A 25,850-nucleotide genomic window follows, 5' to 3' on the forward strand; every position below is an offset into this window, starting at 1 on the left:
ACCCTATGCTGATGGTGATTTCCCCGGCAAAAACACTCGATTTCGATACCCCGCCGACAACCGAGCGCTTCACCCAGCCACAGTATCTGGACCATTCCCAGGAGCTGATCCAGATACTGCGTGAGTTGACGCCTGCGCAGATCGGCGAGCTGATGCACCTCTCGGACAAACTCTCGGGCCTCAATGCCGCCCGCTTCGGCAGCTGGACACCTGCATTTACTCCCGAGAACGCCAAGCAGGCCTTGCTGGCGTTTAAAGGCGACGTTTATACCGGTCTGCAAGCGGAAACCCTCAGCGACGCCGAACTCAGCTATGCCCAGGACCATCTGCGTATGCTGTCCGGGCTTTACGGCTTGCTGCGCCCGCTGGATTTGATGCAGCCCTATCGGCTGGAAATGGGCACCAAACTGGCGAACGGCCGAGGCAAGGATCTGTATGCGTTCTGGGGCACGCGTATCAGCGAATGGCTGAACGAGGCGCTTGCCGAGCAAGGCGACGACTTGCTACTGAATCTGGCATCCAACGAGTATTTTTCAGCGGTTAAACGCTCGGCGCTGAACGCACGCATCATCGATACCGAGTTCAAGGACCTGAAAAACGGCCAATACAAGATCATCAGCTTCTACGCCAAGAAGGCTCGCGGCATGATGAGCCGCTTTGTGATATCGGAAAAAATCAACACGCCGGATGCACTTAAACAGTTCGATGTGGGTGGCTACTGCTACAGCAGCGAGCAGTCCACTGCGAACAAATTAGTGTTCCTGCGCGACACTCCCGACGCGTAAATCTGCCCTCTGAGGCGCGAATCCCCTTCCGATCGCGCCTTCTCCCCCTCTGGAACCATCGTGCAAATTGCGATTTGCCAACTTACTGTCGTCAGTTTTCCGACGCATTTTTTTAGTTGGCGATTTTCTCAAAAAATTAACAAACTTTTTGTGTACTAGCCTTTGGCTTTTCCGCAGTAGTAGCACACTCACACCCACTTATCTGGAGCGCTTGCCAACTAAGGGCTGCGGCGAAGGTGACATCACTTTGCAACTACGCAATTTTGACGCCCAAAAAAAGAAATTCTCAAAAAGAGGACGAGTGGCCAGGAACTTATCCCGAAACCAGACGCTCCTACATCCCGTAACAATTCTCGTCATCCTTGTGAGAGATCACTTACAAGCGACGTAGAAGATCCGGAAGTTGCCGTTTAATACACTGACCTCAGGTTCAGCGGCGGTAGAGACTCAGGAGATTGAATCACCGTTATACGCCTTAGTCGTTTGGCAAAGCACTGTTCAAGTGCATAGCGCAATAATGAGGCATGACAGCCAAGGCTCTGGTCCGGGCCTGTCAGCCGAAAGCTTGCGATAGCACCAAAGGAGTGGTTTACCACATCCCAGAGCAAGGCCCTGAGGCTGTTACAGCCAGGTTACTTGCCGTTCAAGACTCAGCAGTATTTGAGATTGCCTTAGTTACTTCTGGCACTCACCTTTTTAAATATGCCTGCACTTGTTATGCGACTTCTTCAAGTCACACTTTCGAGTGCGCGATAACTGCTGGCCAAAATTAATATCCAGCCAACTTATGGCGTGTAAATCGAGGAGAGTACGATGCGTATCAGCATCTTTGGTTTGGGTTATGTCGGTGCAGTCTGTGCCGGTTGCCTTTCAGCGCGGGGTCATGACGTTGTTGGTGTGGATATCTCTGCTGCCAAGATTGACCTTATCAATAACGGCAAATCGCCAATCGTAGAACCTGGCCTGGGCGAGCTCCTGGACAAGGGTATTCGCACTGGCAAACTGCGTGGCACCACGGATTTTTCCGAAGCCATCCGCGCCACTGACGTGTCGATGATTTGCGTCGGTACACCGAGCAAGAAAAACGGCGACCTGGAACTCGATTTCATCGAATCCGTCTGCCGCGAGATCGGTTTTGTACTGCGCGAGAAAGACACTCGCCACACCATCGTTGTGCGCAGCACGGTTCTGCCGGGCACTGTTGCCAACGTCGTGATCCCGATCCTTGAAGACTGCTCCGGCAAGAAAGCCGGCGTTGACTTCGGCGTTGCAGTGAACCCTGAGTTCCTGCGCGAAAGCACCGCGATCAAAGACTACGATCACCCGCCAATGACTGTTATCGGCGAGTTCGATAAAGCGTCCGGCGACGTGCTGCAAGCCCTGTACGAAGAACTCGACGCACCGGTTATCCGCAAGGACATCGCCGTTGCCGAGATGATCAAGTACACCTGCAACGTGTGGCACGCCACCAAGGTCACTTTCGCCAACGAAATCGGCAACATCGCCAAAGCATGCGGCGTTGATGGTCGTGAAGTGATGGAAGTGGTTTGCCAGGACAAACAACTGAACCTGTCCCAGTACTACATGCGTCCAGGCTTCGCTTTCGGCGGCTCCTGCCTGCCAAAAGACGTCCGCGCCCTGACCTACCGTGCTGGCAGCCTGGACGTTGAAGCACCTCTGCTCAACTCGCTGATGCGCAGCAACGTTTCCCAGGTACAGAACGCTTTCGACATCGTGGCCTCCCACGACACTCGCAAAGTCGCGCTGATGGGGCTGAGCTTCAAGGCCGGTACTGACGACCTGCGTGAAAGCCCGCTGGTAGAGCTGGCTGAAATGCTGATCGGTAAAGGCTTCGAACTGAGCATCTTCGACAGCAACGTCGAATACGCCCGCGTTCATGGCGCCAACAAGGACTACATCGAGTCCAAGATCCCTCACGTTTCATCCCTGCTCAACTCGGACTTCGATGCAGTCATCGAAAACGCCGACGTGATCATCCTGGGCAACCGTGATGAACGCTTCCGTGCGCTGGCCGACAAGGCTCCAGCGGGCAAGCAGATTGTGGATCTGGTCGGCTTCATGACCACCACTACTGCCCAGAACGATAGCGCTGAAGGTATCTGCTGGTAACGGCTGTCAGAGCGCCCTTCGGGGCAGGTCAACCGTAGGAGCCAACTTGCTGGCGAGACAACTGACGGGGTTACACAACCGTCAGTCCTCTCCCCGACAAGCTGGCTCCTACCGCGGACGGGCTACGAAAAACAGGGCGCTTGTTACACGCCTGCCTAAACCAAGTCGGGCCACCCCAAAGGCTCACCCGATACCGAGACGGATGCAGATATGCACAGGCTAAAACATGGCCTTCTACAGGCCGCAGGTTGGTTGTTCTACCTGAGTTTATTAGGGGCACTCGCCACCGCGCTGCCTACCAGTATCTTTGACTCACAGTCGAAGAACTTTATTTTCCTGATTGGCGCCGTCGGCATCTGGCGCTATTCGATGGGCGCTACGCACTTTGTGCGCGGCATGATCTTTCTCTACATCGTCTACCCGCACTTGCGTCGCAAAGTGCGCAAGCTGGGCAAATCGGCGGACCCGTCTCACGTGTTCCTGATGGTCACCAGCTTTCGTATCGATGCACTGACCACCGCTCAGGTGTACAGCTCGGTGATTCGCGAAGCCATTGAATGTGGTTTCCCGACAACCGTGGTCTGCTCCCTGGTGGAAATGTCCGACGAGCTGCTGGTCAAGGCGATGTGGGAAAAGGCCAACCCGCCAGAGCACGTCAAACTGGACTTCGTACGGATTGCCGGTACCGGTAAACGTGACGGTCTGGCGTTCGGCTTCCGGGCTATTTCCCGGCACATGCCCGATGACCGCGCAGTGGTTGCCGTGATCGACGGCGACACCGTGCTGTCTGAAGGTGTCGTGCGCAAGACCGTTCCGTGGTTTCAGCTGTTCGGCAATGTCGGCGGCCTGACCACCAACGAATTCTGCGAAGTCCGCGGCGGTTACATCATGAGCGAGTGGCACAAACTGCGCTTTGCTCAGCGTCACATCAACATGTGCTCGATGGCGCTGTCCAAGCGCGTACTGACCATGACCGGTCGTATGTCGGTGTTTCGCGCGACCGTCGTGACCGACCCGGAATTCATCGCCGACGTTGAAAGCGACTCCCTGCACCACTGGCGCCTGGGTACGTTCAAGTTCCTCACAGGTGATGACAAGTCCAGCTGGTTCAGCCTGATGCGCCTTGGCTACGACACGTTCTACGTGCCGGACGCAGCGATCAACACCGTTGAGCACCCGCCTGAGAAAAGCTTCCTCAAGGCCAGCCGCAAACTGATGTATCGCTGGTACGGCAACAACCTGCGTCAGAACTCGCGTGCACTGGGTCTGGGCGTTCGTCGCCTCGGCATCTTTACCAGCATCGTGCTGTTCGACCAGCGCGTGTCGATGTGGACCTCCATTCTGGGTCTTACCGTCGCGATCATCGCCAGCTTCAAATACGGCGGCATGTTCATCCTCATGTACTTGCTGTGGATCGGCATCACGCGCCTGATCCTGACCCTTCTGCTGTCCTGCTCGGGACACAAGATCGGCCCGGCCTACCCCGTGATTCTTTATTACAACCAGATCGTCGGCGCACTGATGAAAATTTACGTTTTCTTCCGCCTGGACCGCCAGTCCTGGACGCGCCAAGACACCAAACTCAGCCGTGACATGGCCAGTTTCCAGGGTTGGTTCAACACCTGGTCATCCCGAACCATGACTTTCTCGGCTGGCACCATCTTCGTCGCAGTGCTGTTGACGATGGTTTAAACCGGGCCAACGGATTAATCGCTTAAGTAGGAAAAATAGCCATGAATACAGCCGTGAATGCAAACGTCGTACATGAATCCGAAGCCCAGCGCCAACACGCCCGGGTCAAAATCCCGGCCAAGCTGCGCTTGCTCAATGGCGCGCCAAACGCGCCTCTGGTACGCATCGAGGACTTGTCGGCTGGCGGCCTGAGCTTCATCGCCCCGGCCCAACAAAAGCCGACAATCGGCGAAGTTATCAAGGGTCGCCTGCAGTTCCTGATCGACAACCTTGGCCTGGCCATGGACGTCGAAATGCAGGTTCGCTCCATTGATGCTTCCACCGGTCGTGTGGGCTGCCAGTTCCAGAATTTGGAAGTACAGGACATCGCCACCCTGCGTCACCTGATCACCTCTCACCTGAGCGGCGACATCGTGAGCATGGGTGAAGTGCTGGCGACTCTGCAGCGCGACAACTTCACCAAAGCACGCAAGGTCAAAGGCAGCGGCGACGGCATGAGCGGCCTGGGTCGCCTGCGCGCAGTCACCTTCAGCCTGGGCATCTTCATCGTCGGTCTGGCGGCATTCGGTTTCATCTTCAAGACCGTTTACAGCCTGTACTTCGTCAGCCACTCCTCGGCCGGTCTGGTGACCTTGCCTGCCATGGACGTGACCATGCCGCGCGAAGGTACTGTGCAGAGCCTGGTAGCCGTCAACGCTCCTGTTGCCAAAGGCGCGCCAATGGCTTCGTTCAACACCAGCATGCTGGAAATGCTCAAAGGCAGCCTGAACGGCGACGACCTGCAGCCTGCGAAAATCGAAGAGCTGTATGGCAAGCAAATGGCCGGTACTTTGACCAGCCCATGTGACTGCGTTATCGCCAAGCAACTGGTTGCCGATGGTCAGTTCGCTGCCAAAGGCCAGGTGATCTTCCAACTGGTGCCGCGTAACACCGCAGCCAATATCGAAGCCCGCTTTACCTATCGCCAGTTCAACGACGTCAAACCAGGCACCCGCGTGAACTTCCAGGTGGCCGGTGAAGACAACGTGCGCAGCGGCAAAATCATCAGCAGCGCCAACCTGAGCGAAACCGATCTGGCCACTGATATCCGCGTACAGATCAAGCCTGATGAAGTGCTGGACACTTCCCTGGCTGGCCGTCCGGTAGAAGTCACCAGCGATCGTGGTCCCTCGATGAACTGGCTGATCGACAAAGCCATGGCCGCGGGTCTCTAACATGCGTAGCCCATTACAAAGATTGTCGAGCCCTACACTGTTGAGCCTGGCCGTTGCCATCGCCTTGACCGGCTGTGCCGGCCTGCCCGATCAACGCCTGGCCAATGAAGCCCTGAAAAACGGCGACACCGCACTGGCAGAGCAGAACTATCGGCAACTGGCGGACCTGGGCTACAGCGATGCACAGGTTGGCCTGGCTGACATTGCTGTGCAGAGCGGTGATCCGCAGCGCATCAAGGAAGCAGAAGCCACTTACCGTGCCGCAGCTGAAACCTCGCCACGTGCCCAGGCGCGTCTGGGGCGCCTGCTGGCCTCCAAGCCTGGCGCGACCGAAGCTGAGCACCATGAAGCCGAAGACCTGCTGAAAAAGGCCTTCGCCAGTGGCGATACCAGCTCGCTGACGCCGTTGGCCATGCTCTACCTGCAATTCCCGCACAGTTTCCCGAACGTGAATGCCCAGCAGAAGATCAGCGAGTGGCGTGCACAGGGTTACCCGGAAGCCGGTCTGGCCCAAGTGCTGCTTTATCGCACTCAAGGCACTTACGACCAGCACCTGGATGACGTCGAGAAAATCTGCAAAGACGCACTGAGCAAAGTCGACATCTGCTACGTCGAGCTGGTCACGGTCTATCAGAAACGCGACCAGAACGACCAACGCACTGCGGTGGTCGAGCAACTGAAAAGTGCTTACTCCGTGGGCCGTGTCGGCGCCCAGCGTGTCGACAGCGTGGCCCGTGTTCTGGGTGACGCGTCAATCGGCACCCCGGATGAAAAAACCGCCCAGCAATTGCTGGAGCAGGTTGCACCGGGTTACCCCGCTTCGTGGGTGACACTCGCCAAACTGCTTTACGACTTCCCCGAACTGGGCGACGTCGACAAGATGATGGAATACCTGGACAACGGCCGTGCAGCGGATCAACCCCGCGCCGAACTGTTGCTGGGTCGCCTGTACTACGAAGGCAAATGGGTACCGGCTGATTCACTCAAAGCCGAAGCGCACATGAAGAAAGCCGCCAGCGGCGGTGAGCTCTCTGCGCACTACTACCTGGGCCAGATCTACCGCCGTGGCTACCTGGGCAAGGTCGAATCGCAAAAAGCACTGGATGAATTGCTGATCGCTGCACGCGGCGGCCAGAACAGCGCTGACTTTGCCATTGCCCAACTGTTCTCCCAAGGCCGGGGCACCCTGCCTAATCCGGTCAACGCCTGGGTATTCAGCCAACTGGCGCTGCAAGCTCCGGAGCCGACGCCGGCTGCCACTGAGCTCGCGCAGGAAATCAGCACCGCATTGCCACCTGAAAAACTCGCCACCGCCCAACGGCTGTTGCAGCAAGAGAAAAACGTCCGGGGTATCACCAGCCAGAACGCGCTGGCCATGCAAGCCCTGAAAGAAGAAGACGGCGAGGACGCACCACTATGAAGTTGAATCCCCTGATGGCCGCAGGCCTGGGTCTTGGCTTTACCCTGCTTTGGGCCACGCCGACACTGGCGGCCCTGACTGAAGAAAAGAACTTTGGTCTTGAAGTGAAAATCAGCGGCCAGGCCGAAGACGATCGTGATCTGGGCACCCGCTCGGGCGGCGACGTCAACGGTCTCGGTCTGGACCTGCGTCCTTGGGTCTATGGCGAGCGTGGCGCCTGGAGCGGCTATGCAATGGGTCAAGTGGTGACTGCCACTGACACCATTCAGACTGACCCTCTTGAGCAAACCGACTCCGACACCCAGGAAACCACTCAGGCTCGCGGCAATGCCAGCGAGCGCGAAGTCGACAAGAGCTACCTGGCCTTGCGCGAATTCTGGATCGGTTACAGCGGCTTTACCGCGTACCCGGGCGAAATACTCAAGGTCGGTCGCCAGCGTCTGCGCAACGACGACGGCCAGTGGCACGACACCAACATCGAAGCGGTGAACTGGGTTTTCGACACTACCCTGCTCAAAGCAGACGTGGGTGTGGCTCAACGCTTCAGCGAATACCGTACAGACCTGACTGAACTGTCCCCGCAAGACGAAGACCGTAAACACATCTTCGGCGACGTCAGCTACCAGTGGATGCCAGGCCAATGGGCTGGTGTGCGCGCACACCACAGCCAGGACGACGGCAACCTGAAGAAGCCGGGCGAAAACCTCGACGATCTGGACAAGACGTCCAACGGCGATCTGACCTGGCTCGGCTTGCAAGCCAACAGCGACGCTTACAACCACCGCAACACCAACACGATCAATTACTGGGGCAGCGTGACCTGGCTCTCCGGTGATCGCAGCCAGATCGCTGCCGACGCACAGCCGGACGGCACATTCCAGGCAGGCGACAAAACCAACAGCAACGTCAATGGCTGGGCCACTGATCTGGGTCTGCGTTTCCGTCTGGACCCGCAATGGCAAGTGGGCGCTGCGTACTCGCGCGCCAGCAAGGAATACGAACAGAACGGCCTGGAATCCAACCGCTCGAACTGGACCGGTACGCGCTCGCGCATTCACCGCTTCGGTGAAGCGTTCCAGGGCGAAATGGCCAACGTGGAAAGCGGCTCGCTGTTCGCGTCTTGGCAGATGCAGGATGAATACGACGCGTCGTTGATCTATCACAACTTCCGCCGCACCGATGGCAAAGCGCGCATCGGCACCTCCGGCATCAACGCTGTTGGCGCGGATGAAAGCGGCGTTCTGTCGTCCCTGCCATTGACCACCGACGGCGATAAAGACCTGGGTCAGGAAATGGACCTGGTCGTGACCAAATACTTCAAAGGCGGTCTGTTGCCTGCGGCGCTGAGCCAGTCGATGGATGAACCCTCTGCGCTCGTCCGTCTGCGTGCCGGTGTCTTCAAACCGGGCGATGCCTATGGCAGCGAAGTCGACAGCTACATGCACCGCGCCATCGTCGACGTCATCTGGCGCTTCTGATGCAACCGCGAAAGGAGTGCGATGAGATGAACAGTCAAGCAAGCAGTCTGCGCAACCGCGCATGGCCACATGCACTGCTCGAAAGCGCAGTGCTGAGCGGCGCGCTGTTGCTCGCCAGCTCCGCCATGGCCGCCACTGTGCCGGTCAACCCGGTCCCGGCGACCAACCCTGGCATGGTCAAAGAGCTGCAAGAAGCCAAAAGCTACACCATCAGCAGCCCTCCGGTTGAGACGCTGGCGATGGACAAACCTGTGTTGCCGGACATCTCCGGCTACACCGCCGAAGCCGCCGCGAAGAAAATCGTGCGCAGCAAGCCTGGCAAGGTTCGCATCACCCGGATCATGGAAGAAGTCGGCCTGAAGGAGTTCGTCGGCGGTGACAACAAGATGGCCGAATGGGTTGCCCGTCAACAAGGCATCCCGCAAGCGATCGTCATCGAAGGCGGCTACGTGAACATTCAGGACCTGGCCAAAAAGGTCCCCAAGCAGTACCTGAGCGAAGTATCGCCAGGCGTTTACCTTGCCCGCCTGCCAATCCTGGTCAAGGCTGACGCCACCTTCGACGTCGACAAGAAAGCGCACGAGCTGCGCCTGTCCCAAGAGAAGGGTTCGTTCCTGGTCAACGAAGGCAAGCTGTTCATGAGCGATACCCAGCTCAACGGCTGGCGCGAAAAGACCAACAGCCTGGCGACCTTCCGCAGGCCTGATGAATTCCGTCCGTTCCTGCTGTCGTGGGGTGGTTCCGAGACTTACATCATCAACACCAAGATGGCCAGCCTGGGCTACGACCAGAGCAAGTCCTACGGTGTGAGTATTTCTCAGTACACGCCCAACATGGTCAAGCAGATGAACAAGCCAGACCCGACCGGCTGGATCGTCGGCTCGGAGTTCTCTGACCTGTGGTACGGCTTCTATTGCTATGAAACCAAAGACTTCGTTGTCAAAGGCAGCACGTATCGCGACAACATTGTTTACGGCATTGACCCGCATGACCGTTCCCACGGCCTGATCATTGCCGAGAACAACGTCTACGGCACCAAGAAAAAGCACGGGATCATTATTTCCCGTGAGGTGAACGACAGCTTCATCTTCAACAACAAGAGCCATGACAACAAGTTGTCCGGCCTTGTTCTGGACCGTAACAGCGTCAACAACATCGTGGCTTACAACGAGATCTACAAGAACCACACCGACGGCATCACCCTGTACGAAAGTGGCGACAACCTGCTGTGGGGTAACAAGGTCATTGCCAATCGTCGTCACGGCATCCGCGTGCGTAACAGCGTGAACATCAAGCTGTACGAAAACATCGCTATGGCCAACGGCCTGCTGGGTGTCTACGGGCACATCAAGGACCTGAGTGACACCGACCGCGACATCGCCCTTGACCCGTTCGACACCAAGGTCTCGTTGATCGTCGTAGGGGGTGAGTTGACCGGCAACAGCTCAGGCCCGCTGTCGATCGATTCGCCTTTGAGTATCGAACTCTACCGTGTGGCGATGCTGGCTCCGAGCAAGACCAGCGGCATCAGCTTCAACGGCATTCTGGGTGATCGTCAGGACGAGATTCTCGACCTGCTGGTGCGCCAGCAGAAAGCCGTGCTGATTGACCCGGTCGAAAGCCAGAAAGAACTTCAGGACTGAGAAGGTATTTTATATGCACGCACACTTGATCAAGTCACTCAGCCTGTCCGGCCTGACCGCAGCCCTGATCGCAATCAGCAGCGGCGCACGAGCAGACGAAGTGCAGGCGCCTAACTTCACGGCTGAGCCATGCTGCCAGCTGTGCCCGGCAGCGCATGACGCGAAAAACTACACCACCCGCTACCAGCAGAACTTCACCACGCTGGTACAGGCAGAAGGTGACTGGCTGTTCCGGACTCAGGAAGACCTGCGCACCGAATTCAACACTACGCCTGAAGGCTATCGCCGCATGCAACAGCTGCACGATGCCTTCAAGAGCAAAGGCGTTGAACTGGTTGTGGTTTACCAGCCGACCCGTGGTCTGGTGGATCGCAACAAACTGTTCCCGGCTGAGCGCGACAAGTTCGACTACGAAAAAGCGCTGACCAATTACAAAGCCATGCTCGGTCGCTTCGACAAAATGGGCTACTGGGTTCCAGACCTGTCGCCGCTGACCAATGAGCAACAAGCGCACGATTTCTACTTCCGCGGCGACCAGCACTGGACGCCATATGGCGCACAGCGCACAGCAAAAATCGTCGCTGAAACCGTGAAGAAGATTCCGGGCTACGCCGACATTCCGAAGCGTGAATTCGAAAGCCACGTCTCGGGACGCATGGGCAAGACCGGTACGCTGCACAACATGGCAGCGCAATTGTGCGGCAACACCTACGCCATCCAGTACATGGACCAGTTCACCACCGAGCCTAAAGGCGAGGCCGGTGACGGCGACCTGTTCGGTGATTCCGGCAACCCGGAAATCACCCTGGTCGGTACCAGTCACAGTGGCAAGAACTACAACTTCGCCGGTTTCCTGCAGGAGTACATCGGTGCCGACATCCTCAACGTCGCCTTCCCCGGCGGCGGTCTGGAAGGTTCGATGTTGCAGTACCTGGGCAGTGAAGATTTCCAGAAACGTCCACCTAAAATCCTGATCTGGGAATTCTCGCCGCTGTACCGCCTGGACCAGGAGACCATCTACCGCCAAATGATGTCGCTGCTCGATAACGGCTGCGAAGGCAAACCTGCAGTGATGAGCGCCAGCACCACGCTGAAGACCGGCACCAACGAAGTACTGGTCAACGGCAAAAACGGCATCAAAAACATCCGCAACGGCAGCAACCAGATCGACATCCGTTACGCCGATACTTCGGTGAAGGTCCTGCAAGCCAGGCTCTGGTACATGAACGGTCGTCACGAAGATCTGAAAATCGAAAAACCGGAAACATCCGATACAGACGGGCGCTTCTCCTTCGAACTGCGAACAGATGAAGACTGGGCTGACCAGCAACTGCTCGCACTGGAAATCCAGGGCCCGGAAGCGGGCACTGCACCCCAGAAAGTCGAAGCGAAAGTATGCAAACGCAACGTGTTCCCAGCCACTGCGCAGCAAACCGCGCAAGCCGGGTTATGAGGCTACCTATGCACACTCCGAAACTGATGTTACCTACCCTTCTGTCGCTGGCCATCATGGCCGGCACAGCGGGAGCCGCAAGCGCCGCGAACCTCGTGCCGCCCAAGGGCTATGACGCTCCGATCGAAAAAATGAAAACCGGCGACCACAACTTCAGCTGTGAAGCCATTCCAAAGCCTTACACCGACAAGCTGGTGTTTCGCAGCAAATACGAAGGTTCAGACAAGGCGCGTGCGACCCTGAATGAACAGTCCGAAGAAGCCTTTCGCAGTGCGACCAAAGACATCACCACTCTTGAGCGTGGCGTCAGCAAAGTCGTGATGCAGTACATGCGTGATGGTCGTCCGGAACAGCTCGACTGCGCGCTGAACATGATGACTACATGGGCCAAGGCCGATGCGCTGGAGTCCAAGGACTTCAACCACACCGGCAAATCGATGCGCAAATGGGCGCTGGGCAGCATGTCCTCCGCTTACCTGCGCCTGAAGTTCTCCGATTCGCACCCACTGGCCAACCGTCAGGCAGACGCGCAAATCATTGAGGCATGGTTCAGCAAACTGGCTGACCAGGTGATCAGTGACTGGAGCAACCTGCCGCTGGAAAAAATCAACAACCACTCGTACTGGGCTGCATGGTCGGTGATGGCAACTGCTGTCGCCACCAACCGTCAGGACCTGTTCGACTGGGCGATCAAAGAATACAAAGTCGCCGCCAACCAGGTCGACTCGGAAGGTTATCTGCCTAACGAGATGAAGCGTCGTCAGCGTGCCCTTTCCTATCACAACTACGCGTTGCCGCCACTGGCGATGATCGCCAGCTTTGCGCAGGCCAACGGCGTAGATGTGCGTCCGGAAAACAATGGTGCGTTGAAACGTCTGGCTGATCGCGTGCTGTCTGGCGTGAAAGACCCGGCAGCCTTCGCTGCTAAAAACGGTGAAAAACAGGACATGACGGACCTCAAGAAGGATCCGAAATTTGCCTGGCTCGAACCGTACTGCTCGCTCTACACCTGCAGCCCGGAAGTGCTCGAAGACAAGCATGAAAAACAACCTTTCAAAACCTTCCGCCTGGGCGGCGACCTGACCAAGGTCTACGACCCCGAGCATGAGAAGGGCGACAAAGGCGGTTGATACACCAACGAAACTGTAGGAGCTGCCGCAGGCTGCGATCGGCTGCGAAGCAGCCGCTGACCTGGCAATTGCATGAAGGTCGTTCCGACCTTATCGCAGCCTTCGGCAGCTCCTACAGGTAACGCGTCAACCTCCATATTTTTATGGGGGGTTTGGGGGGGCTTTGGGCCCTTGACTGATGGATAAACGGAGATATCAGGATGGTGTTCTCATCCAACGTGTTCCTGTTCCTGTTCTTGCCGATCTTCCTCGGCTTGTATTACTTGAGCGGGCAACGCTATCGCAATCTGCTGCTGCTGATTGCCAGTTATGTGTTCTATGCCTGGTGGCGTGTGGACTTCCTCGCGCTGTTCATCGGCGTAACGGTGTGGAACTACTGGATCGGCCTGCAAGTAGGTGCGGCAGGTGTTCGCACCAAGCCGGCACAACGCTGGCTGTTGCTGGGCGTGGTGGTTGACCTCGGTATCCTGGGCTACTTCAAGTACGCCAACTTCGGCGTCGACAGCATCAACGCAATGATGACGTCGGTCGGTCTGGAACCCTTCATCCTCACCCACGTGTTGCTGCCGATCGGTATCTCGTTCTACGTCTTCGAGTCCATCAGCTACATCATCGACGTGTACCGCGGCGATACACCCGCCACACGCAACCTGATCGACTTTGCCGCGTTTGTAGCCATCTTCCCGCACTTGATTGCAGGCCCCGTGCTGCGTTTCCGTGACCTGGCCGACCAGTTCAACAACCGCACCCACACCCTGGACAAGTTCTCTGAAGGCTGCACCCGCTTCATGCAGGGCTTCATCAAGAAAGTGTTCATCGCCGACACCCTCGCCGTTGTCGCCGACCACTGCTTTGCCCTGCAAAACCCGACTACCGGCGACGCCTGGCTGGGTGCGCTGGCGTATACCGCGCAGCTGTACTTCGACTTCTCCGGTTACAGCGACATGGCGATTGGTCTGGGCTTGATGATGGGTTTCCGCTTCATGGAAAACTTCAAACAGCCGTACATCAGTCAGTCGATCACCGAGTTCTGGCGTCGCTGGCACATCAGCCTGTCCACCTGGCTGCGTGACTACCTGTACATCACGCTGGGCGGTAACCGTGGCGGCAAGTTCGCGACCTATCGCAACCTGTTCCTGACCATGCTGCTGGGTGGTCTGTGGCATGGCGCCAACATCACCTACGTGATCTGGGGTGCATGGCACGGTATCTGGCTGGCGATCGAAAAAGCCATTGGCCTCAACACCGCGCCACGTACTTTCAACGTGATGCGCTGGGCCCTGACTTTCCTGATCGTGGTAACCGGCTGGGTCATCTTCCGCGCTGAAAACCTGCACGTTGCCGGCCGTATGTACAGCGCGATGTTCAGCTTCGGTGATTTCAAACTTTCGGAGCTCAATCAGGCCAGCCTCACCGGCCTGCAAGTAGCGACGATGGTTGTGGCTTACGCAACTCTGGCCTTCTTCGGTCTGCGTGATTTCTACACCAACCGTCCTGCCGAGAAAGCGACCAGCCAGAACACACCTGATCTGGGCGTGCAAGCCGACGGTCCTGCCACTGCGCAGCCAGGCATGATCAAAGCCGTACCGGGTGACAAACCAGAAAGCATTCATCTGCCGGGCTACACCGTCGGCACTGAAGCTCAAGTGCAGCCTGCTTACTGGGTTGCCGACTGGCCACGTTACGCAATGCGCGCGCTGATCCTGCTGCTGTTCATTGCTTCGATTCTCAAACTGTCGGCGCAAAGCTTCTCGCCGTTCCTTTACTTCCAATTCTGAGGACCCGCCATGACCCGCTCATTACGCATCCTCTACATCGCCGTGTTTCTGGCCATCCTGCTGATCCTCGGCATCTGGTCGCTGCGCAGCTTTGCCAGCTTCTCGACAACGCCGGAAACCACCGTGCTTAACGGCAAGTGGAGCAAGGCAGCGGAAACGCACTACGACGAAGAGTTTCCGATCAAGCGTCTGGGCACCAACCTGTGGGCAGCGCTGGATTACAAGCTGTTCAATGAAGGTCGTCCCGGCGTAGTGCTCGGCAAAGACCAGTGGCTGTTCACTGATGAAGAGTTCGATGCCATCGCCAACGGTGACAAGAACGAAGCGGAAAACCTGGCAATCATCCAGGGCGTACGTGACGAACTGAAAGCCAAAGGCACACAGTTGGTGCTGGCGATCGTGCCTGCCAAAACCCGCTTGTATCCGGAGCACATTGGCGACAACAAACCCGCCACGTTGCACACCGATCTGTATCAACAGTTCCACGCACAAGCTGCGCAAGCCGGTCTGGTCGCGCCTGATTTGCTGGCACCGCTGCAAGGCGCCAAGCAACACGGCCAGGTCTTCCTGCGTACCGATACTCACTGGACGCCAATGGGTGCAGAAGTTGTCGCGCAGCAGTTGGGCGCAGTCATCGCACAGCAGACGCCCTTGAGCGGCGAACCTGAAAAGTTCGTTACCCAGGCCAAGGAAACCGCGCCATATAAAGGCGACCTGACCAACTTCCTGCCGCTGGACCCGTTGTTCAGCAACCTGTTGCCGCAACCGGATCAACTGCAACAACGCAGCACTGACCCGGTAGCAGCCGAGACTGAAGGCGACGATGCGCTGTTCGCGGACAGTGATGTAGCCGTCGGTCTGGTGGGGACCAGCTACAGCGCGAACCCGAACTGGAACTTCGTCGGTGCGCTTAAAGAGGCGTTGCACAGTGATGTTGTGAACTACGCAGAAGACGGCCACGGCCCGATCCTGCCGATGCTCAAATATCTGCAAACCGACGCCTTTAAAAAAAGCCCGCCACAAGTATTGATCTGGGAATTCCCGGAGCGTTATCTGCCCGTTCACAACGACCTTGCCGACTTCGATCAGCAGTGGATTGCACAGCTAAAAAAAGCTGCTCCTGATGCGATTAAAACGCAACAAAACGTCGTTCAGAACGTCAAATCTTCCGACTTGCCAAACCAGGCTCAAAACTGAGAGGACTACCCAAAATGACCTTACAGAATTCGAACATTCGCACTGCCAAAAAAAGCCTGCTGAAAACCTGCGCACTGGCTGCCGGTATCAGCCTCTTCACCCTGCAAGCCTTCGCCGGTGACTCCGCGCTGTACGGCCCGACCGCACCAAAAGGCTCGACCTTTGTGCGTGTCTATAACGCCAGCAGTTCCGAGATCAGCGCTTCGGTTGGCAACACCAACATGAACGAAGTTGCGCCACAAGGCAGCACCGCTTTCAGCTTCATGCCACAAGGCGATTACACCGCAAAACTGGGCAGCCAGAGCGTTCCGGTGAAGCTGGCCAGCGACAAGTATTACACCCTGGTCAACAACGCCAGCGGCAAGCCACAACTGGTTGATGAACCCCCGTTCAAAAACAAGCAGAAGTCGCTGGTCCGCGTGCAAAACCTCAGCGACAAGGCACTGACCTTGAAGACCGCTGACGGCAAGACCGAAGTGGTCAAAACCGTTGCCGCCAAAGGCACCGGCGAGCGTGAAATCAACCCGGTAAAAGTCAGCCTGGCGCTGTATGACGGCGACAAGAAAGTGACTGATTTGAAGCCGGTTGCCCTTGAGCGTGGCGAAGCCGCCGTGCTGTACATCACCGGTAGCGGCAGTGGCCTGTCTCCGGTGTGGGTCAAACCACCAGTAGCTACTCGCTAATTACGGATTAGTCAGTCGGTCCGATCCATCATCGGACCGATTGGCACGGAACAACAATAAGACTGAAACGACAGACCGACGTACAGCCCTATTTCGAAATGCTCTTGGAGAAACAAAATGATTCCAGTGATCTTGTCAGGCGGTAGCGGTTCACGACTCTGGCCGCTTTCGCGTAAGCAATTCCCAAAACAGTTTCTGGCGCTGACCGGGAACCACACCCTCTTCCAGCAAACCCTCGAACGCTTGAAGTTCGAAGGCATGCAAGACCCGATCGTGGTCTGCAACAAAGAACACCGCTTCATCGTTAACGAGCAGCTCAACGCACTGGGTCTCGAAACCCAGGCGGTGATCATGGAACCGTTTGGCCGCAACACTGCGCCAGCCGTTGCCATCACCGCCATGCTGCTGCTCAGCGAAGGCAACGACGAGCTGATGCTGGTCATGCCTGCTGACCACGTGATTGAAGACCAGAAAGCCCTGCAACGCGCGCTGGCCCTGGCCACCGTAGCGGCCGAGCGTGGCGAGATGGTGCTGTTCGGCGTACCGGCCACCAAGCCGGAAACCGGTTATGGCTACATCAAATCCACTGCCGATGCCCTGCTGCCGGAAGGCGTGAGCCGCGTATCGCACTTCGTCGAGAAGCCTGACGAGCAGCGCGCAACCGAGTTCGTTGAAGCCGGTGGTTACTACTGGAACAGCGGCATGTTCCTGTTTCGCGCCAGCCGCTTCCTCGAAGAACTGAAAAAGCACGATCCAGACATCTACGACACCTGCATGATGACCCTGGAGCGCAGCAAGCACGAAGGCGACACCATCGATATCGATGAAGCCACTTTCGCCTGCTGCCCGGACAACTCCATCGACTACGCCGTGATGGAAAAAACCCAACGCGCTTGTGTCGTGCCATTGAGCGCTGGCTGGAACGATGTTGGCTGCTGGTCGTCGCTGTGGGCTGTGCAGGAAAAAGACAGCAACGGCAACGTCACCAAAGGCGACGTGGTTATCCAGGACAGCCGCAACTGCATGATTCATGGCAACGGCAAACTGGTGTCGGTGATCGGTCTGGACAACATCGTCGTGGTCGAAACCAAAGACGCCATGATGATTGCTCACAAGGACAAGGTTCAGGGCGTCAAGCAGATGGTCAACACGCTCAATGAGCAAGGCCGCAGCGAGACTCAGAACCACCTTGAGGTCTATCGTCCATGGGGTTCCTATGACTCCGTCGACATGGGCGGCCGCTTCCAGGTCAAGCGCATTTCGGTAAAACCGGGTGCCAGCCTGTCCCTGCAAATGCACCACCACCGCGCCGAACACTGGATCGTGGTATCGGGCACCGCTCAGGTTACCTGTGACGAGAACGTGTTCCTGCTCACCGAAAACCAGTCGACTTACATCCCGATTGCCTCGGTTCACCGCCTGAAAAACCCAGGCAAGATCCCGTTGGAAATCATCGAAGTTCAATCCGGCAGCTACCTGGGTGAAGACGACATCGAACGTTATGAAGACGTTTACGGTCGTTCCGCTCAACTGGAAGCCGGCGTCAAGACACAAACCATTGCACGTTAATTTGCTGTTTTAACTGCAATCGGCAACGAGCAGTACACCTCAACAACCTTTTGCGTATCCCCATCCGCAGTAGGTTGTTGAGGTTTTTTTTGGCCTGCGATTTGATGAATTGAGACTGGATGATTAACCGGTAGGAGCGAATTTATTCGCGAAGAGGCCGGTACATTCACCGCCTCTGTGTCGTCAGGCATAACGCCTTCCCGGATGAATCCGGTCCCACGGAATCAGCGTGAACCTGAGCCTGGCACGAACCTGTGGGAGCGAATTCATTCGCGAAGAGGCCGGTACATTCACCGCCTCTGTGTCGTCAGGAATAACGCCCTCCCGGATGAATCCGGTCCCACGGAATCAGCGTGAACCTGAGCCTGGCACGAACCTGTGGGAGCGAATTCATTCGCAAAGGGGCCGGTACATTCACCGCCTCTGTGTCGTCAGGAATAACGCCTTCCCAAATGAATCCGGTCCCACGGAATCAGAGTGAGCCTGAGCCTGGCACGAACCTGTGGGAGCGAATTTATTCGCGAAGGGGCCGGTACATTCACCGCCTTTGTCTCGTCAGGAATAACGCCTTCCCGGATGAATCCGGTCCCACGGAATCAGCGTGAACCTGAGCCTGGCACGAACCTGTGGGAGCGAATTATTCGCGAGGGGGCCGGTACATTCACCGCCTCTGTGTCGTCAGGCATAACGCCTTCCCGGATGAATCCGGTCCCACGGAATCAGCGTGAGCCTGAGCCTGGCACGAACCTGTGGGAGCGAATTCATTCGCGAAGAGGCCGGTGCATTCACCGCCTCTGTGTCGTCAGGAATAACGCCTTCCCAAATGAATCCGGTCCCACGGAATCAGCGTGAGCCTGAGCCTGGCACGAACCTGTGGGAGCGAATTCATTCGCGAAGAGGCCAGTTGATCCAATACATCTGCGGGGGCCGGCAAAAAGCTTTCGCGAATGAATTCGCTCCTACAGATTGTGCGCCGGAGGTACTACCTCACTCTGTTTTCCGTACACCACTCGCTGTGGGATCAAGAGACGCAATACGTACGCATTTATGCCAACCGTTTGTCAGCGTTTTCCGTGCGTCAATGGAGGATGTGCCGAGCTTACTTCCGCTTACATATTCAGAATTGACCGCGAACCACAATCACTGATTACGTCATTTCATTAGTCAATCATAACTAACTCAAAGCACAAAAGTATGCCTGGCCTATCAACAGGCAATCACAGTCGTGCGAAAAAAACATATTTAAAAGGAATTACAATGAACAAGTGCACCCGTAAAAAAACAATGATCGCGACCTCACTTTTTCTAGCGTTAAGTGGGGTATATGGCTCAACAGCGTTAGCCATACCAGCATGTGACCCGGATGCCAGCCAGCAAGCCAACTTAGCTGAAACCAGCAGCCATCAAGATCTGACAGGTGTTACCCCCGAGCCCGCTGACATCCAAATCACCGAACTGCAGGACAAAATTAATAGTGTCGTGGGTAAACTGGAGAGCGCTAGTGATGTTAAATACTATAGCTTTACTGCGTTGCGTGGACAGAAGGTCATGATCAACGATGTCCTGAAAGGGACAAATCGCTCTCACTCAAATATCGAATATAACAGTGCAGGTAGTTGGCAAACTCTACCTACGCTAGATCCAATCATCACGGCCCCACTCACCATCGGCGATAAGGTTCAACTCAGAATTTCTCACCCGGCCGGAGTGCCCTTTCAAGCAGATCAATATTTCCACATTGATTTCGGCTCAGCGCCATACGCCCACAATATCAGGATCGAAACAGAAGGCCCAAAGACCGGTACCTATTTCTCGACGTCGACATTCAGCCACAAAATCATGTGGGCGACGAATATCAGAGACTCCACGGGTCAGCTTTTAGAGGGGGCTACAGTCGACTTTTTTATAAGAGCCGATGATCAAAATCCTTCTAGCGACGTTAGATCGCGACGCGTCACCGTCACGGGAGGCATCGTGGAATATGTCAGTTTTCCAGGTTGTAGCGGGCGCCACGTAACGACTCCTTTTACCGGGGTATTCGACTTCGTCAGAAAATGGCAAGCCACTTATAATACCGGCCACTGGAAGGTTTCTGTCCGGGGCAACCCATCTACCGGTATCAGCCCCGTGTCGATCGCGCAAATTTGCTCGATGAAAATCATCGGTTAAAATTTTAAGGCTAACAGCATTCTCCACGCGGTTAGCCTTCACGCAAACAAGAGTGGGCAAAATGCCGAGCATAGCTGCCTGATAACCCCTCTGCCGTACGTCCCACCAAACCTGCTAACATCCAGACATAGTCTTCAGCCGCCGTCTTGAATTCTGAATGGTTATTAAGCAACTCAAAAAGCTGTTTCTCGGTCGCCGCATCAAGTGGAGGTGAAATGCAGATCGGCCTAATGGTGCCTTTCTCATCAATTAAGAAGGTCAGTTCATTTGATATTTCAGATTCAATGCCGACGATGGTCTTTTTTAAGCCCTCCCAGATATTATCCATCTGATTTGCAACGCACTCCGCGGCGCACCTGCGGGCATCTATTTTTGAGTGCTCGTAAGCATCCCGCGGGCTCAATGCTGCTTCGGGGCATATATAACCCTCGTACAAATGCAGCGTATTATCGAATCTCGCTTCGTCATAAACATAATCGGGCTCTGGCTGACTGAGCACAAACTCACACTCCCGCGCGGTTATTTCATCAACCCCTCCCTCGCTTTTGGCTTTCTCATAGGCAATTTCAATTGCGCGTCTGTACGAATGATTTTGATCGACGATAAAAGTCAGATTCATGGTGGCCTCTCATGCCAAGGTTACATAAGAGGTGTAACGGCGGAACGATGAATTTGGTGACCTGAATACGTTGACCGGCAAGTCCTATCAGCCTGTATGAAGTAGCCTACAAAGTTACCCCCTGATAGCTTTCCCTGAGGGAGCACGTTTTACTGTTTGAGTACCACCATTAGCACACCCCACCCCGCATTCGGTACGATGCGTGCTCATCTGTTCACGAGGCGCGACTCATGCTGTTCGGCGCATTGCTTATCATCACCTGGCTTGTTCTGTTGCTGCGGTACCCGGCCAAGGCCTTGCCTGTCTCGCTGGCGGCTGCTGCTGGCCTGGGGATTGTGGCGATGGTGGTCATCTGGCAAGACAGTCAGGAAACCCGTCGCCTGGAACATCTTGGTATCCGCATGGATTACGCCCCGGACCAATGCCCTGTCGGCAAGCCGCTGCTGGTGCTGATTGATAACACCAACAAGGTCCCCCTCGTAGAATTGCGCTGGCGCGTAGCCGCGTATGCACCTGGCGATACCGTCAATCTTACCGACGACGCGTATGCTGGCCCGCGCTATCGTGGCCCTGGTGATTTGCAGGCGGGCAGCCAATGGCAGGATTGCCTGCCACTGCCGCCCCTGCGTCAAGGCTATCGACCGCAGACGCTGGAGTTTCGGGCTGAGCACTTACAAGGCAGTTTTTCGGACTAACCCAAAGGAATAATTCAATGCCCAACGTCCTGATCACCGGCTGCTCCAGCGGCATTGGTCGCGCCCTGGCTGATGCTTTCAAAGGTGCGGGCTATGAAGTCTGGGCCACGGCACGCAAGCCTGAAGACGTGGCCGCGCTTAACACAGCGGGTTTCACGGGCGTCCAGTTAGACGTCAATGACGGCGCGGCACTGGAGCAATTGGCAGCTCGCTTTGCAGGGCTGGATGTGTTGATCAACAACGCCGGCTACGGTGCCATGGGGCCGCTGCTCGATGGCGGAGTCGAGGCGATGCAACGCCAGTTTGAGACCAATGTGTTTTCGATCGTAGGCGTGACCCGTGCATTCTTTCCGGCGCTGCGGCACAGCAAAGGCCTGGTGGTGAACATCGGCAGTGTCTCCGGGGTGTTGGTCACGCCGTTTGCCGGAGCGTATTGCGCGTCCAAGGCTGCGGTGCACGCGTTGAGTGAAGCGTTGCGTCTGGAGTTGGCGCCCTTCTCGATTCAGGTGCTGGAGGTTCAGCCGGGTGCCATCGATACGAGTTTCGCGAAGAACGCCAGCCATGAAGCCGAATTGCTGATTAACGAGCAATCACCATGGTGGCCGTTACGTGAAGGGATTCGGGCACGGGCCAAGGCCTCGCAAGATAACCCGACCTCTTCCACCGATTTCGCCCGTGAAGTACTGCGCGCCGTGCAGCAGGCCGAACCGCCACGCCTCCTGCGCTCAGGTAATGGCTCGCGGGTGTTGCCGCTGATGAGCTGGTTACTGCCCAAAGGCTTGCTGGATAAAAAACTGCGCCAGCGGTTTGGGCTGGATAAGAAGCTCTGACCGGACGTCCATGTTGAAGAACGCCTCACTGTGGGAGCGAATTCATTCGCGAAGAGGTAAGCACGATCAATGCGTATCTATCGCCTGCCATGCCGCCTTCGCGAATGAATTCGCTCCCACAATGGTCCTCATTCGCAATCTGGATTTACCTGGACTCCACCCGCGCCAGTGAGCGTTCGAGTTCGGCTTTGGCCATGCCGATCAGGTGTACCACCGAGAAGGCTAAATCGCGTTTCGGGCCATTGAGACTGTCGCCGGTTTCGTAAGCAGTGGCGGCTGCGCAACGCAGCAGGTCGCTGACGTGCAGCAGGGATTCTTCGAGCGTGGGTTGTGGTGGATCTGGCGTTACTTTGATCATCAGGAATGCCTCATGCGTAAGGCCACCAGATGCACGCTGCTAAACGAAAAAAGGTGGCGGCTTTGATACGGGTTAGCAGACCGGTGGCACCCCCAATACCGGCGCACTCGAAAGTGCCCCGCACAAAGCCGCCATAGACGGAACTTGCGCTGGAGGTGAACCTGAGCAGGCTGCTAAACCCGATCGCTGATACTCAACGACGGACGCAGCCTAGTGCCCGAAATCCCCCTGCGCAAGGGCTCGGGATTTTCTCGGAAACTTCACTCAGAAGAAAGGGAAAAGGCCGCAGGAAAGGGGTGTAGGACGGGGTTATTTGGTTAGCTGAAGTTACATGGACGAAGCTCATTCATAGAATCTCCATAGCTAACGCCCGGCCTCACGACACGTCTGCATCCCGGGCCTTTACCCCGCGATAACAAAGAAACGTCCTACAACCGCGCCAAGTTCCAACCTCTATATTCCATAGCCTGAGCAGAGCAATGGATGCACTGCCCATGACCTGTCAAGGAATGACACATGAGCACCACCGTTACAGTCCCCGCCGATATCGACCATCTGGCCAATGATCTGGCCGGATTGATCGACGCTGTCTCACAGCCCCGATTGCTTTCACCCTTTGCTTTTATCGATGATTTCATTCGCACAGAAGTAAAGCGCTCAACGATGCACGAACCGCACAAGGCATTGATCACCAGCAACATGAAGATCAATGTCGAATACACAAACGATCGCCACAGCGGACTCATCGGCGTCAGCCCTCCCCGCCCCAAGATCGCCACTTTTGAGCTTCACCAGATAGTCACCGACTTTTTTCGGCACGATCTAAAAGATGCCACCAGACTGCGCATCCGCTGGCCCCCTTCGTTCCCGCCCGAATTGCGCGAGCTGTTCGATACGGTGAACCTGCAGGAGCGCTACATCAGTGAGGTCAACGCGCACTTCAATCGCCCTCACGTCAAAGAGCTTTCCCTGCTGCTCACGCGACATGAACTGGACAACATCATCCGTGGTTATCTGGAGCACAGAGCTTCAACCACAACACTGATTGCACTCGCCAACGAATACTTGAACGGCTGGATCGAACCCCGGCTGGTGCAGTTTGAGGGTAAGTCGCGAGTGAAGCTGGAACGGGCTGTGTTTCTGCCAACGCCTGAATACTTTGAAGATCAGGCAACCGAAGGTTTACTGGTATTTCTCGGCAATGAACCACAGCAAAGATCGGTCTACGAAATACCGCGTGACTTTGATCAGTTTCGTGCATTGATCGAACGACACGCTGCACTGCGCAACAAGGTATTAGCGCGCATCCCGCTGTATCAGCGACTAAAACCAGGGAACGATGAAGTCAAATATGTCCGCAGGTTCGAGACCAAGTATTACTGGGTGGCTCCCATCACCTTTCATGCGAGCCCCGACATCGCCAGCGCGCTGTTTGACCAGAGCTATCGACGCGTGTTGTCCGATATCGATACGTTGGTGTCGACGGATGCCGAGCGCCTCGCCGACTCGGCTCTAGAATTCAGCGGCTATCTTCTGGCGGGCTTGTCGCTGGGTATCACGCTGCCGGTGAGTGTCAGTCTGGTGCCGCTCAGGTTGATCGCAGCTTTCCTGCTGGGGGTCGCGTCTGCGGCCACCGATGCGGCGAGGGCTGAACTGGAAGATCTGCCCGAAGTGGCGGCTGATTTGTACCGTGCGGCCATCATTGGTGCGCTCGCGGAGGTCATCGCCCCTCTGGTGCTGAAAGTGGTCGGCAAGGGGCTTTCTGTGCTGGCCAGAACCCAGCTTGCACAGAAACTCAAAGTCATCCTGAACACAAAAAAACTACCGTCTTCAGCAACGCCCTATTTGATCGATGCCCTGGATCGCTCGAAACATTCGGCAAGAATGCGCACGCTGGAATTGAAGCTGAATGCCGACTTTAAAAAAGGTCCGCAGGCCACGCAGCTATGGGTGGAAAAGCACGGAAGATTTTCACAGCAGTTCATTGAGCAGCATGACATCACGGTGTATCGCGGCTTTGTTTTTCGCGGCGATTCCCGCGCCCCAGAGGTTATCTTCGAGAACGGTTTCAAGTTACGAACACCGGCCGCCGATCTGCAAAAAGACATCCATCAGGCGACCGGCGTGCGCGGCGGATTTGGTGGTGGTCACGACGCCCTGGACCCGGACGGCAGAGGCATTTCAACTTCGGTGTTTTATGACAAGGATCATGTCGGCGCCTTCACCTACGGCGGTGCCAAAGGGGGCCACACTTACCTTGTCGACGCGCGCAAGCTGGATGGTTATCACCTTTATGCCAATGACTTTGCTGCACGCTACCCACAATCCCCGCGCTTGAATCTGGCGCCTGTCGAGATCAATTACGCAACCGATATTCCGCCCTCTGCGATTGTCGGTGCCTACGACAAATATGGCGTATTCATTGCCAACCTCGACGGGCTGCGCAGAACTGCGGGGATCAACCAGGCACGCCTTGAGCGAGAGCTAACCAAACGCACGTTCAACCGCGCCATTCAGAAAACAGCGGCTGACGAGGCCAGCCTGGGGATTGAGGCAACTCTCCGATTGTTCTCCTGAAGCTCAATCAACGCTGAAGCGGTGTCCCTGTGGAACGCCGTCAAGGTCAGGTGATATACCCGACATATCTGGGCAACCCCATCGCGAGCAAGCTCAGCTTCCACAGGGGAAACGCGCATCTGTGGGAGCCGGGCTTGGTCTGGGCGGCATTCCGACGATTCAGGCGCTGCGGTTATTCAGACAGACCCCGTTATCGTTCATCGCGAGCAAGCTCGGCTCCTACAGGGATCACCGGCATCTGTGAGAGCCGGGCTTGGTCTGGGCGGCATCCCGACGATTCAGGCGCTGCGGTTATTCAGACAGACCGCGTTATCGTTCATCGCGAGCAAGCTCGGCTCCTACAGGGATCACCGGCATCTGTGAGAGCCGGGCTTGGTCTGGGCGGCATCCCGACGATTCAGGCGCTGCGGTTATTCAGACAGACCCCGTT

General features: G+C 56.4%; 19 protein-coding genes. 17 read left to right on the top strand and 2 right to left on the bottom strand.

The window, feature by feature from the left end; genetic code table 11:
• Positions 1-5 precede the first annotated feature (5 nt).
• From yaaA to EE949_RS21445, 14 genes are all read left to right on the top strand, one after another.
• Entirely contained in the window at positions 6-785 is a 780-nt protein-coding gene (yaaA, locus tag EE949_RS21380) for a peroxide stress protein YaaA (RefSeq protein ID WP_122666089.1), read from the top strand.
• A gap of 813 nt (positions 786-1,598) precedes the next feature.
• Entirely contained in the window at positions 1,599-2,915 is a 1,317-nt protein-coding gene (locus EE949_RS21385) for a nucleotide sugar dehydrogenase (protein WP_122666090.1), read from the top strand.
• A 210-nt stretch (positions 2,916-3,125) separates the two neighbouring features.
• A complete protein-coding gene (gene alg8, locus EE949_RS21390) occupies positions 3,126-4,607 on the top strand; it encodes a mannuronan synthase (RefSeq protein ID WP_122666091.1) in 1,482 nt (493 codons plus the stop codon).
• Between the two features lie 41 nt (positions 4,608-4,648).
• A complete protein-coding gene (locus tag EE949_RS21395) occupies positions 4,649-5,821 on the top strand; it encodes an alginate biosynthesis protein Alg44 (protein ID WP_122666092.1) in 1,173 nt (390 codons plus the stop codon).
• A gap of 1 nt (position 5,822) precedes the next feature.
• Entirely contained in the window at positions 5,823-7,241 is a 1,419-nt protein-coding gene (algK, locus tag EE949_RS21400; protein WP_122666093.1) for an alginate biosynthesis TPR repeat lipoprotein AlgK, read from the top strand.
• Positions 7,238-8,719 carry an alginate export family protein gene (locus EE949_RS21405; RefSeq protein ID WP_122666094.1) on the top strand — a complete coding sequence of 494 codons (1,482 nt, stop codon included), beginning with the start codon at positions 7,238-7,240 and terminating at the stop codon, positions 8,717-8,719. Before algK ends, EE949_RS21405 begins: the two co-directional genes overlap by 4 nt.
• A gap of 26 nt (positions 8,720-8,745) precedes the next feature.
• The gene (gene algG / locus EE949_RS21410; RefSeq protein WP_122666095.1) at positions 8,746-10,362 is read left to right on the top strand and encodes a mannuronan 5-epimerase AlgG; all 1,617 of its coding nucleotides are present in this window, start codon (positions 8,746-8,748) and stop codon (positions 10,360-10,362) included.
• Between the two features lie 13 nt (positions 10,363-10,375).
• The gene (locus EE949_RS21415) at positions 10,376-11,815 is read left to right on the top strand and encodes an alginate O-acetyltransferase AlgX-related protein (protein ID WP_122666096.1); all 1,440 of its coding nucleotides are present in this window, start codon (positions 10,376-10,378) and stop codon (positions 11,813-11,815) included.
• 8 nt (positions 11,816-11,823) lie between these two features.
• Positions 11,824-12,945, top strand: coding sequence for a mannuronate-specific alginate lyase (locus EE949_RS21420; protein ID WP_122666097.1), 1,122 nt, complete (start codon positions 11,824-11,826; stop codon positions 12,943-12,945).
• A gap of 200 nt (positions 12,946-13,145) precedes the next feature.
• Positions 13,146-14,723 carry an MBOAT family O-acyltransferase gene (locus EE949_RS21425; protein ID WP_122666098.1) on the top strand — a complete coding sequence of 526 codons (1,578 nt, stop codon included), beginning with the start codon at positions 13,146-13,148 and terminating at the stop codon, positions 14,721-14,723.
• A 9-nt stretch (positions 14,724-14,732) separates the two neighbouring features.
• A complete protein-coding gene (locus EE949_RS21430; protein ID WP_122666099.1) occupies positions 14,733-15,920 on the top strand; it encodes an alginate O-acetyltransferase in 1,188 nt (395 codons plus the stop codon).
• A gap of 14 nt (positions 15,921-15,934) precedes the next feature.
• The gene (locus tag EE949_RS21435) at positions 15,935-16,603 is read left to right on the top strand and encodes an alginate O-acetyltransferase AlgF (protein ID WP_122666100.1); all 669 of its coding nucleotides are present in this window, start codon (positions 15,935-15,937) and stop codon (positions 16,601-16,603) included.
• Positions 16,604-16,720: 117 nt separating this feature from the next.
• Entirely contained in the window at positions 16,721-18,172 is a 1,452-nt protein-coding gene (locus EE949_RS21440) for a mannose-1-phosphate guanylyltransferase/mannose-6-phosphate isomerase (RefSeq protein ID WP_122666101.1), read from the top strand.
• Positions 18,173-19,429: 1,257 nt separating this feature from the next.
• A complete protein-coding gene (locus EE949_RS21445) occupies positions 19,430-20,341 on the top strand; it encodes a hypothetical protein (RefSeq protein ID WP_122666102.1) in 912 nt (303 codons plus the stop codon).
• A 31-nt stretch (positions 20,342-20,372) separates the two neighbouring features.
• Here EE949_RS21445 and EE949_RS21450 read toward each other — a convergent pair whose 3' ends face one another.
• Complete coding sequence (locus EE949_RS21450; RefSeq protein ID WP_122666103.1) at positions 20,373-20,960, bottom strand: hypothetical protein; 588 nt, start codon at positions 20,958-20,960, stop codon at positions 20,373-20,375.
• Between the two features lie 230 nt (positions 20,961-21,190).
• On the opposite strand from EE949_RS21450, the gene EE949_RS21455 reads away from it, so the two are divergent.
• The gene (locus EE949_RS21455; RefSeq protein WP_122666104.1) at positions 21,191-21,655 is read left to right on the top strand and encodes a multidrug transporter; all 465 of its coding nucleotides are present in this window, start codon (positions 21,191-21,193) and stop codon (positions 21,653-21,655) included.
• A 17-nt stretch (positions 21,656-21,672) separates the two neighbouring features.
• Entirely contained in the window at positions 21,673-22,485 is an 813-nt protein-coding gene (locus tag EE949_RS21460; RefSeq protein ID WP_122666105.1) for an SDR family oxidoreductase, read from the top strand.
• A 145-nt stretch (positions 22,486-22,630) separates the two neighbouring features.
• On the opposite strand, the gene EE949_RS21465 is transcribed toward EE949_RS21460, so the two are convergent.
• Positions 22,631-22,843 carry a DUF6124 family protein gene (locus EE949_RS21465; protein ID WP_087268913.1) on the bottom strand — a complete coding sequence of 71 codons (213 nt, stop codon included), beginning with the start codon at positions 22,841-22,843 and terminating at the stop codon, positions 22,631-22,633.
• Positions 22,844-23,542: 699 nt separating this feature from the next.
• Between EE949_RS21465 and EE949_RS21470 the strand changes: the two genes are divergently transcribed.
• The gene (locus tag EE949_RS21470; RefSeq protein ID WP_164666809.1) at positions 23,543-25,420 is read left to right on the top strand and encodes a hypothetical protein; all 1,878 of its coding nucleotides are present in this window, start codon (positions 23,543-23,545) and stop codon (positions 25,418-25,420) included.
• The last annotated feature ends 430 nt before the right edge of the window (positions 25,421-25,850 follow it).

Origin of the sequence: Pseudomonas viridiflava (genome assembly GCF_900602065.1) — a bacterium.
GTDB lineage: Bacteria > Pseudomonadota > Gammaproteobacteria > Pseudomonadales > Pseudomonadaceae > Aquipseudomonas.

What these genes read in the sequence shown, in the direction of transcription:
- EE949_RS21385 (WP_122666090.1), top strand. Translation starts at nt 1,599, where the DNA reads ATGCGTATCAGCATCTTTGGTTTGGGTTATGTCGGTGCAGTCTGTGCC.
- EE949_RS21420 (WP_122666097.1), top strand. Translation starts at nt 11,824, where the DNA reads ATGCACACTCCGAAACTGATGTTACCTACCCTTCTGTCGCTGGCCATC.
- EE949_RS21465 (WP_087268913.1), bottom strand. Translation starts at nt 22,843, where the DNA reads ATGATCAAAGTAACGCCAGATCCACCACAACCCACGCTCGAAGAATCC.
- EE949_RS21470 (WP_164666809.1), top strand. Translation starts at nt 23,543, where the DNA reads ATGAAGATCAATGTCGAATACACAAACGATCGCCACAGCGGACTCATC.
- algK (WP_122666093.1), top strand. Translation starts at nt 5,823, where the DNA reads ATGCGTAGCCCATTACAAAGATTGTCGAGCCCTACACTGTTGAGCCTG.
- EE949_RS21450 (WP_122666103.1), bottom strand. Translation starts at nt 20,960, where the DNA reads ATGAATCTGACTTTTATCGTCGATCAAAATCATTCGTACAGACGCGCA.
- EE949_RS21435 (WP_122666100.1), top strand. Translation starts at nt 15,935, where the DNA reads ATGACCTTACAGAATTCGAACATTCGCACTGCCAAAAAAAGCCTGCTG.
- EE949_RS21455 (WP_122666104.1), top strand. Translation starts at nt 21,191, where the DNA reads ATGCTGTTCGGCGCATTGCTTATCATCACCTGGCTTGTTCTGTTGCTG.
- alg8 (WP_122666091.1), top strand. Translation starts at nt 3,126, where the DNA reads ATGCACAGGCTAAAACATGGCCTTCTACAGGCCGCAGGTTGGTTGTTC.
- EE949_RS21415 (WP_122666096.1), top strand. Translation starts at nt 10,376, where the DNA reads ATGCACGCACACTTGATCAAGTCACTCAGCCTGTCCGGCCTGACCGCA.
- EE949_RS21425 (WP_122666098.1), top strand. Translation starts at nt 13,146, where the DNA reads ATGGTGTTCTCATCCAACGTGTTCCTGTTCCTGTTCTTGCCGATCTTC.
- EE949_RS21430 (WP_122666099.1), top strand. Translation starts at nt 14,733, where the DNA reads ATGACCCGCTCATTACGCATCCTCTACATCGCCGTGTTTCTGGCCATC.
- yaaA (WP_122666089.1), top strand. Translation starts at nt 6, where the DNA reads ATGCTGATGGTGATTTCCCCGGCAAAAACACTCGATTTCGATACCCCG.
- EE949_RS21445 (WP_122666102.1), top strand. Translation starts at nt 19,430, where the DNA reads ATGAACAAGTGCACCCGTAAAAAAACAATGATCGCGACCTCACTTTTT.
- EE949_RS21440 (WP_122666101.1), top strand. Translation starts at nt 16,721, where the DNA reads ATGATTCCAGTGATCTTGTCAGGCGGTAGCGGTTCACGACTCTGGCCG.
- EE949_RS21405 (WP_122666094.1), top strand. Translation starts at nt 7,238, where the DNA reads ATGAAGTTGAATCCCCTGATGGCCGCAGGCCTGGGTCTTGGCTTTACC.
- algG (WP_122666095.1), top strand. Translation starts at nt 8,746, where the DNA reads ATGAACAGTCAAGCAAGCAGTCTGCGCAACCGCGCATGGCCACATGCA.
- EE949_RS21460 (WP_122666105.1), top strand. Translation starts at nt 21,673, where the DNA reads ATGCCCAACGTCCTGATCACCGGCTGCTCCAGCGGCATTGGTCGCGCC.
- EE949_RS21395 (WP_122666092.1), top strand. Translation starts at nt 4,649, where the DNA reads ATGAATACAGCCGTGAATGCAAACGTCGTACATGAATCCGAAGCCCAG.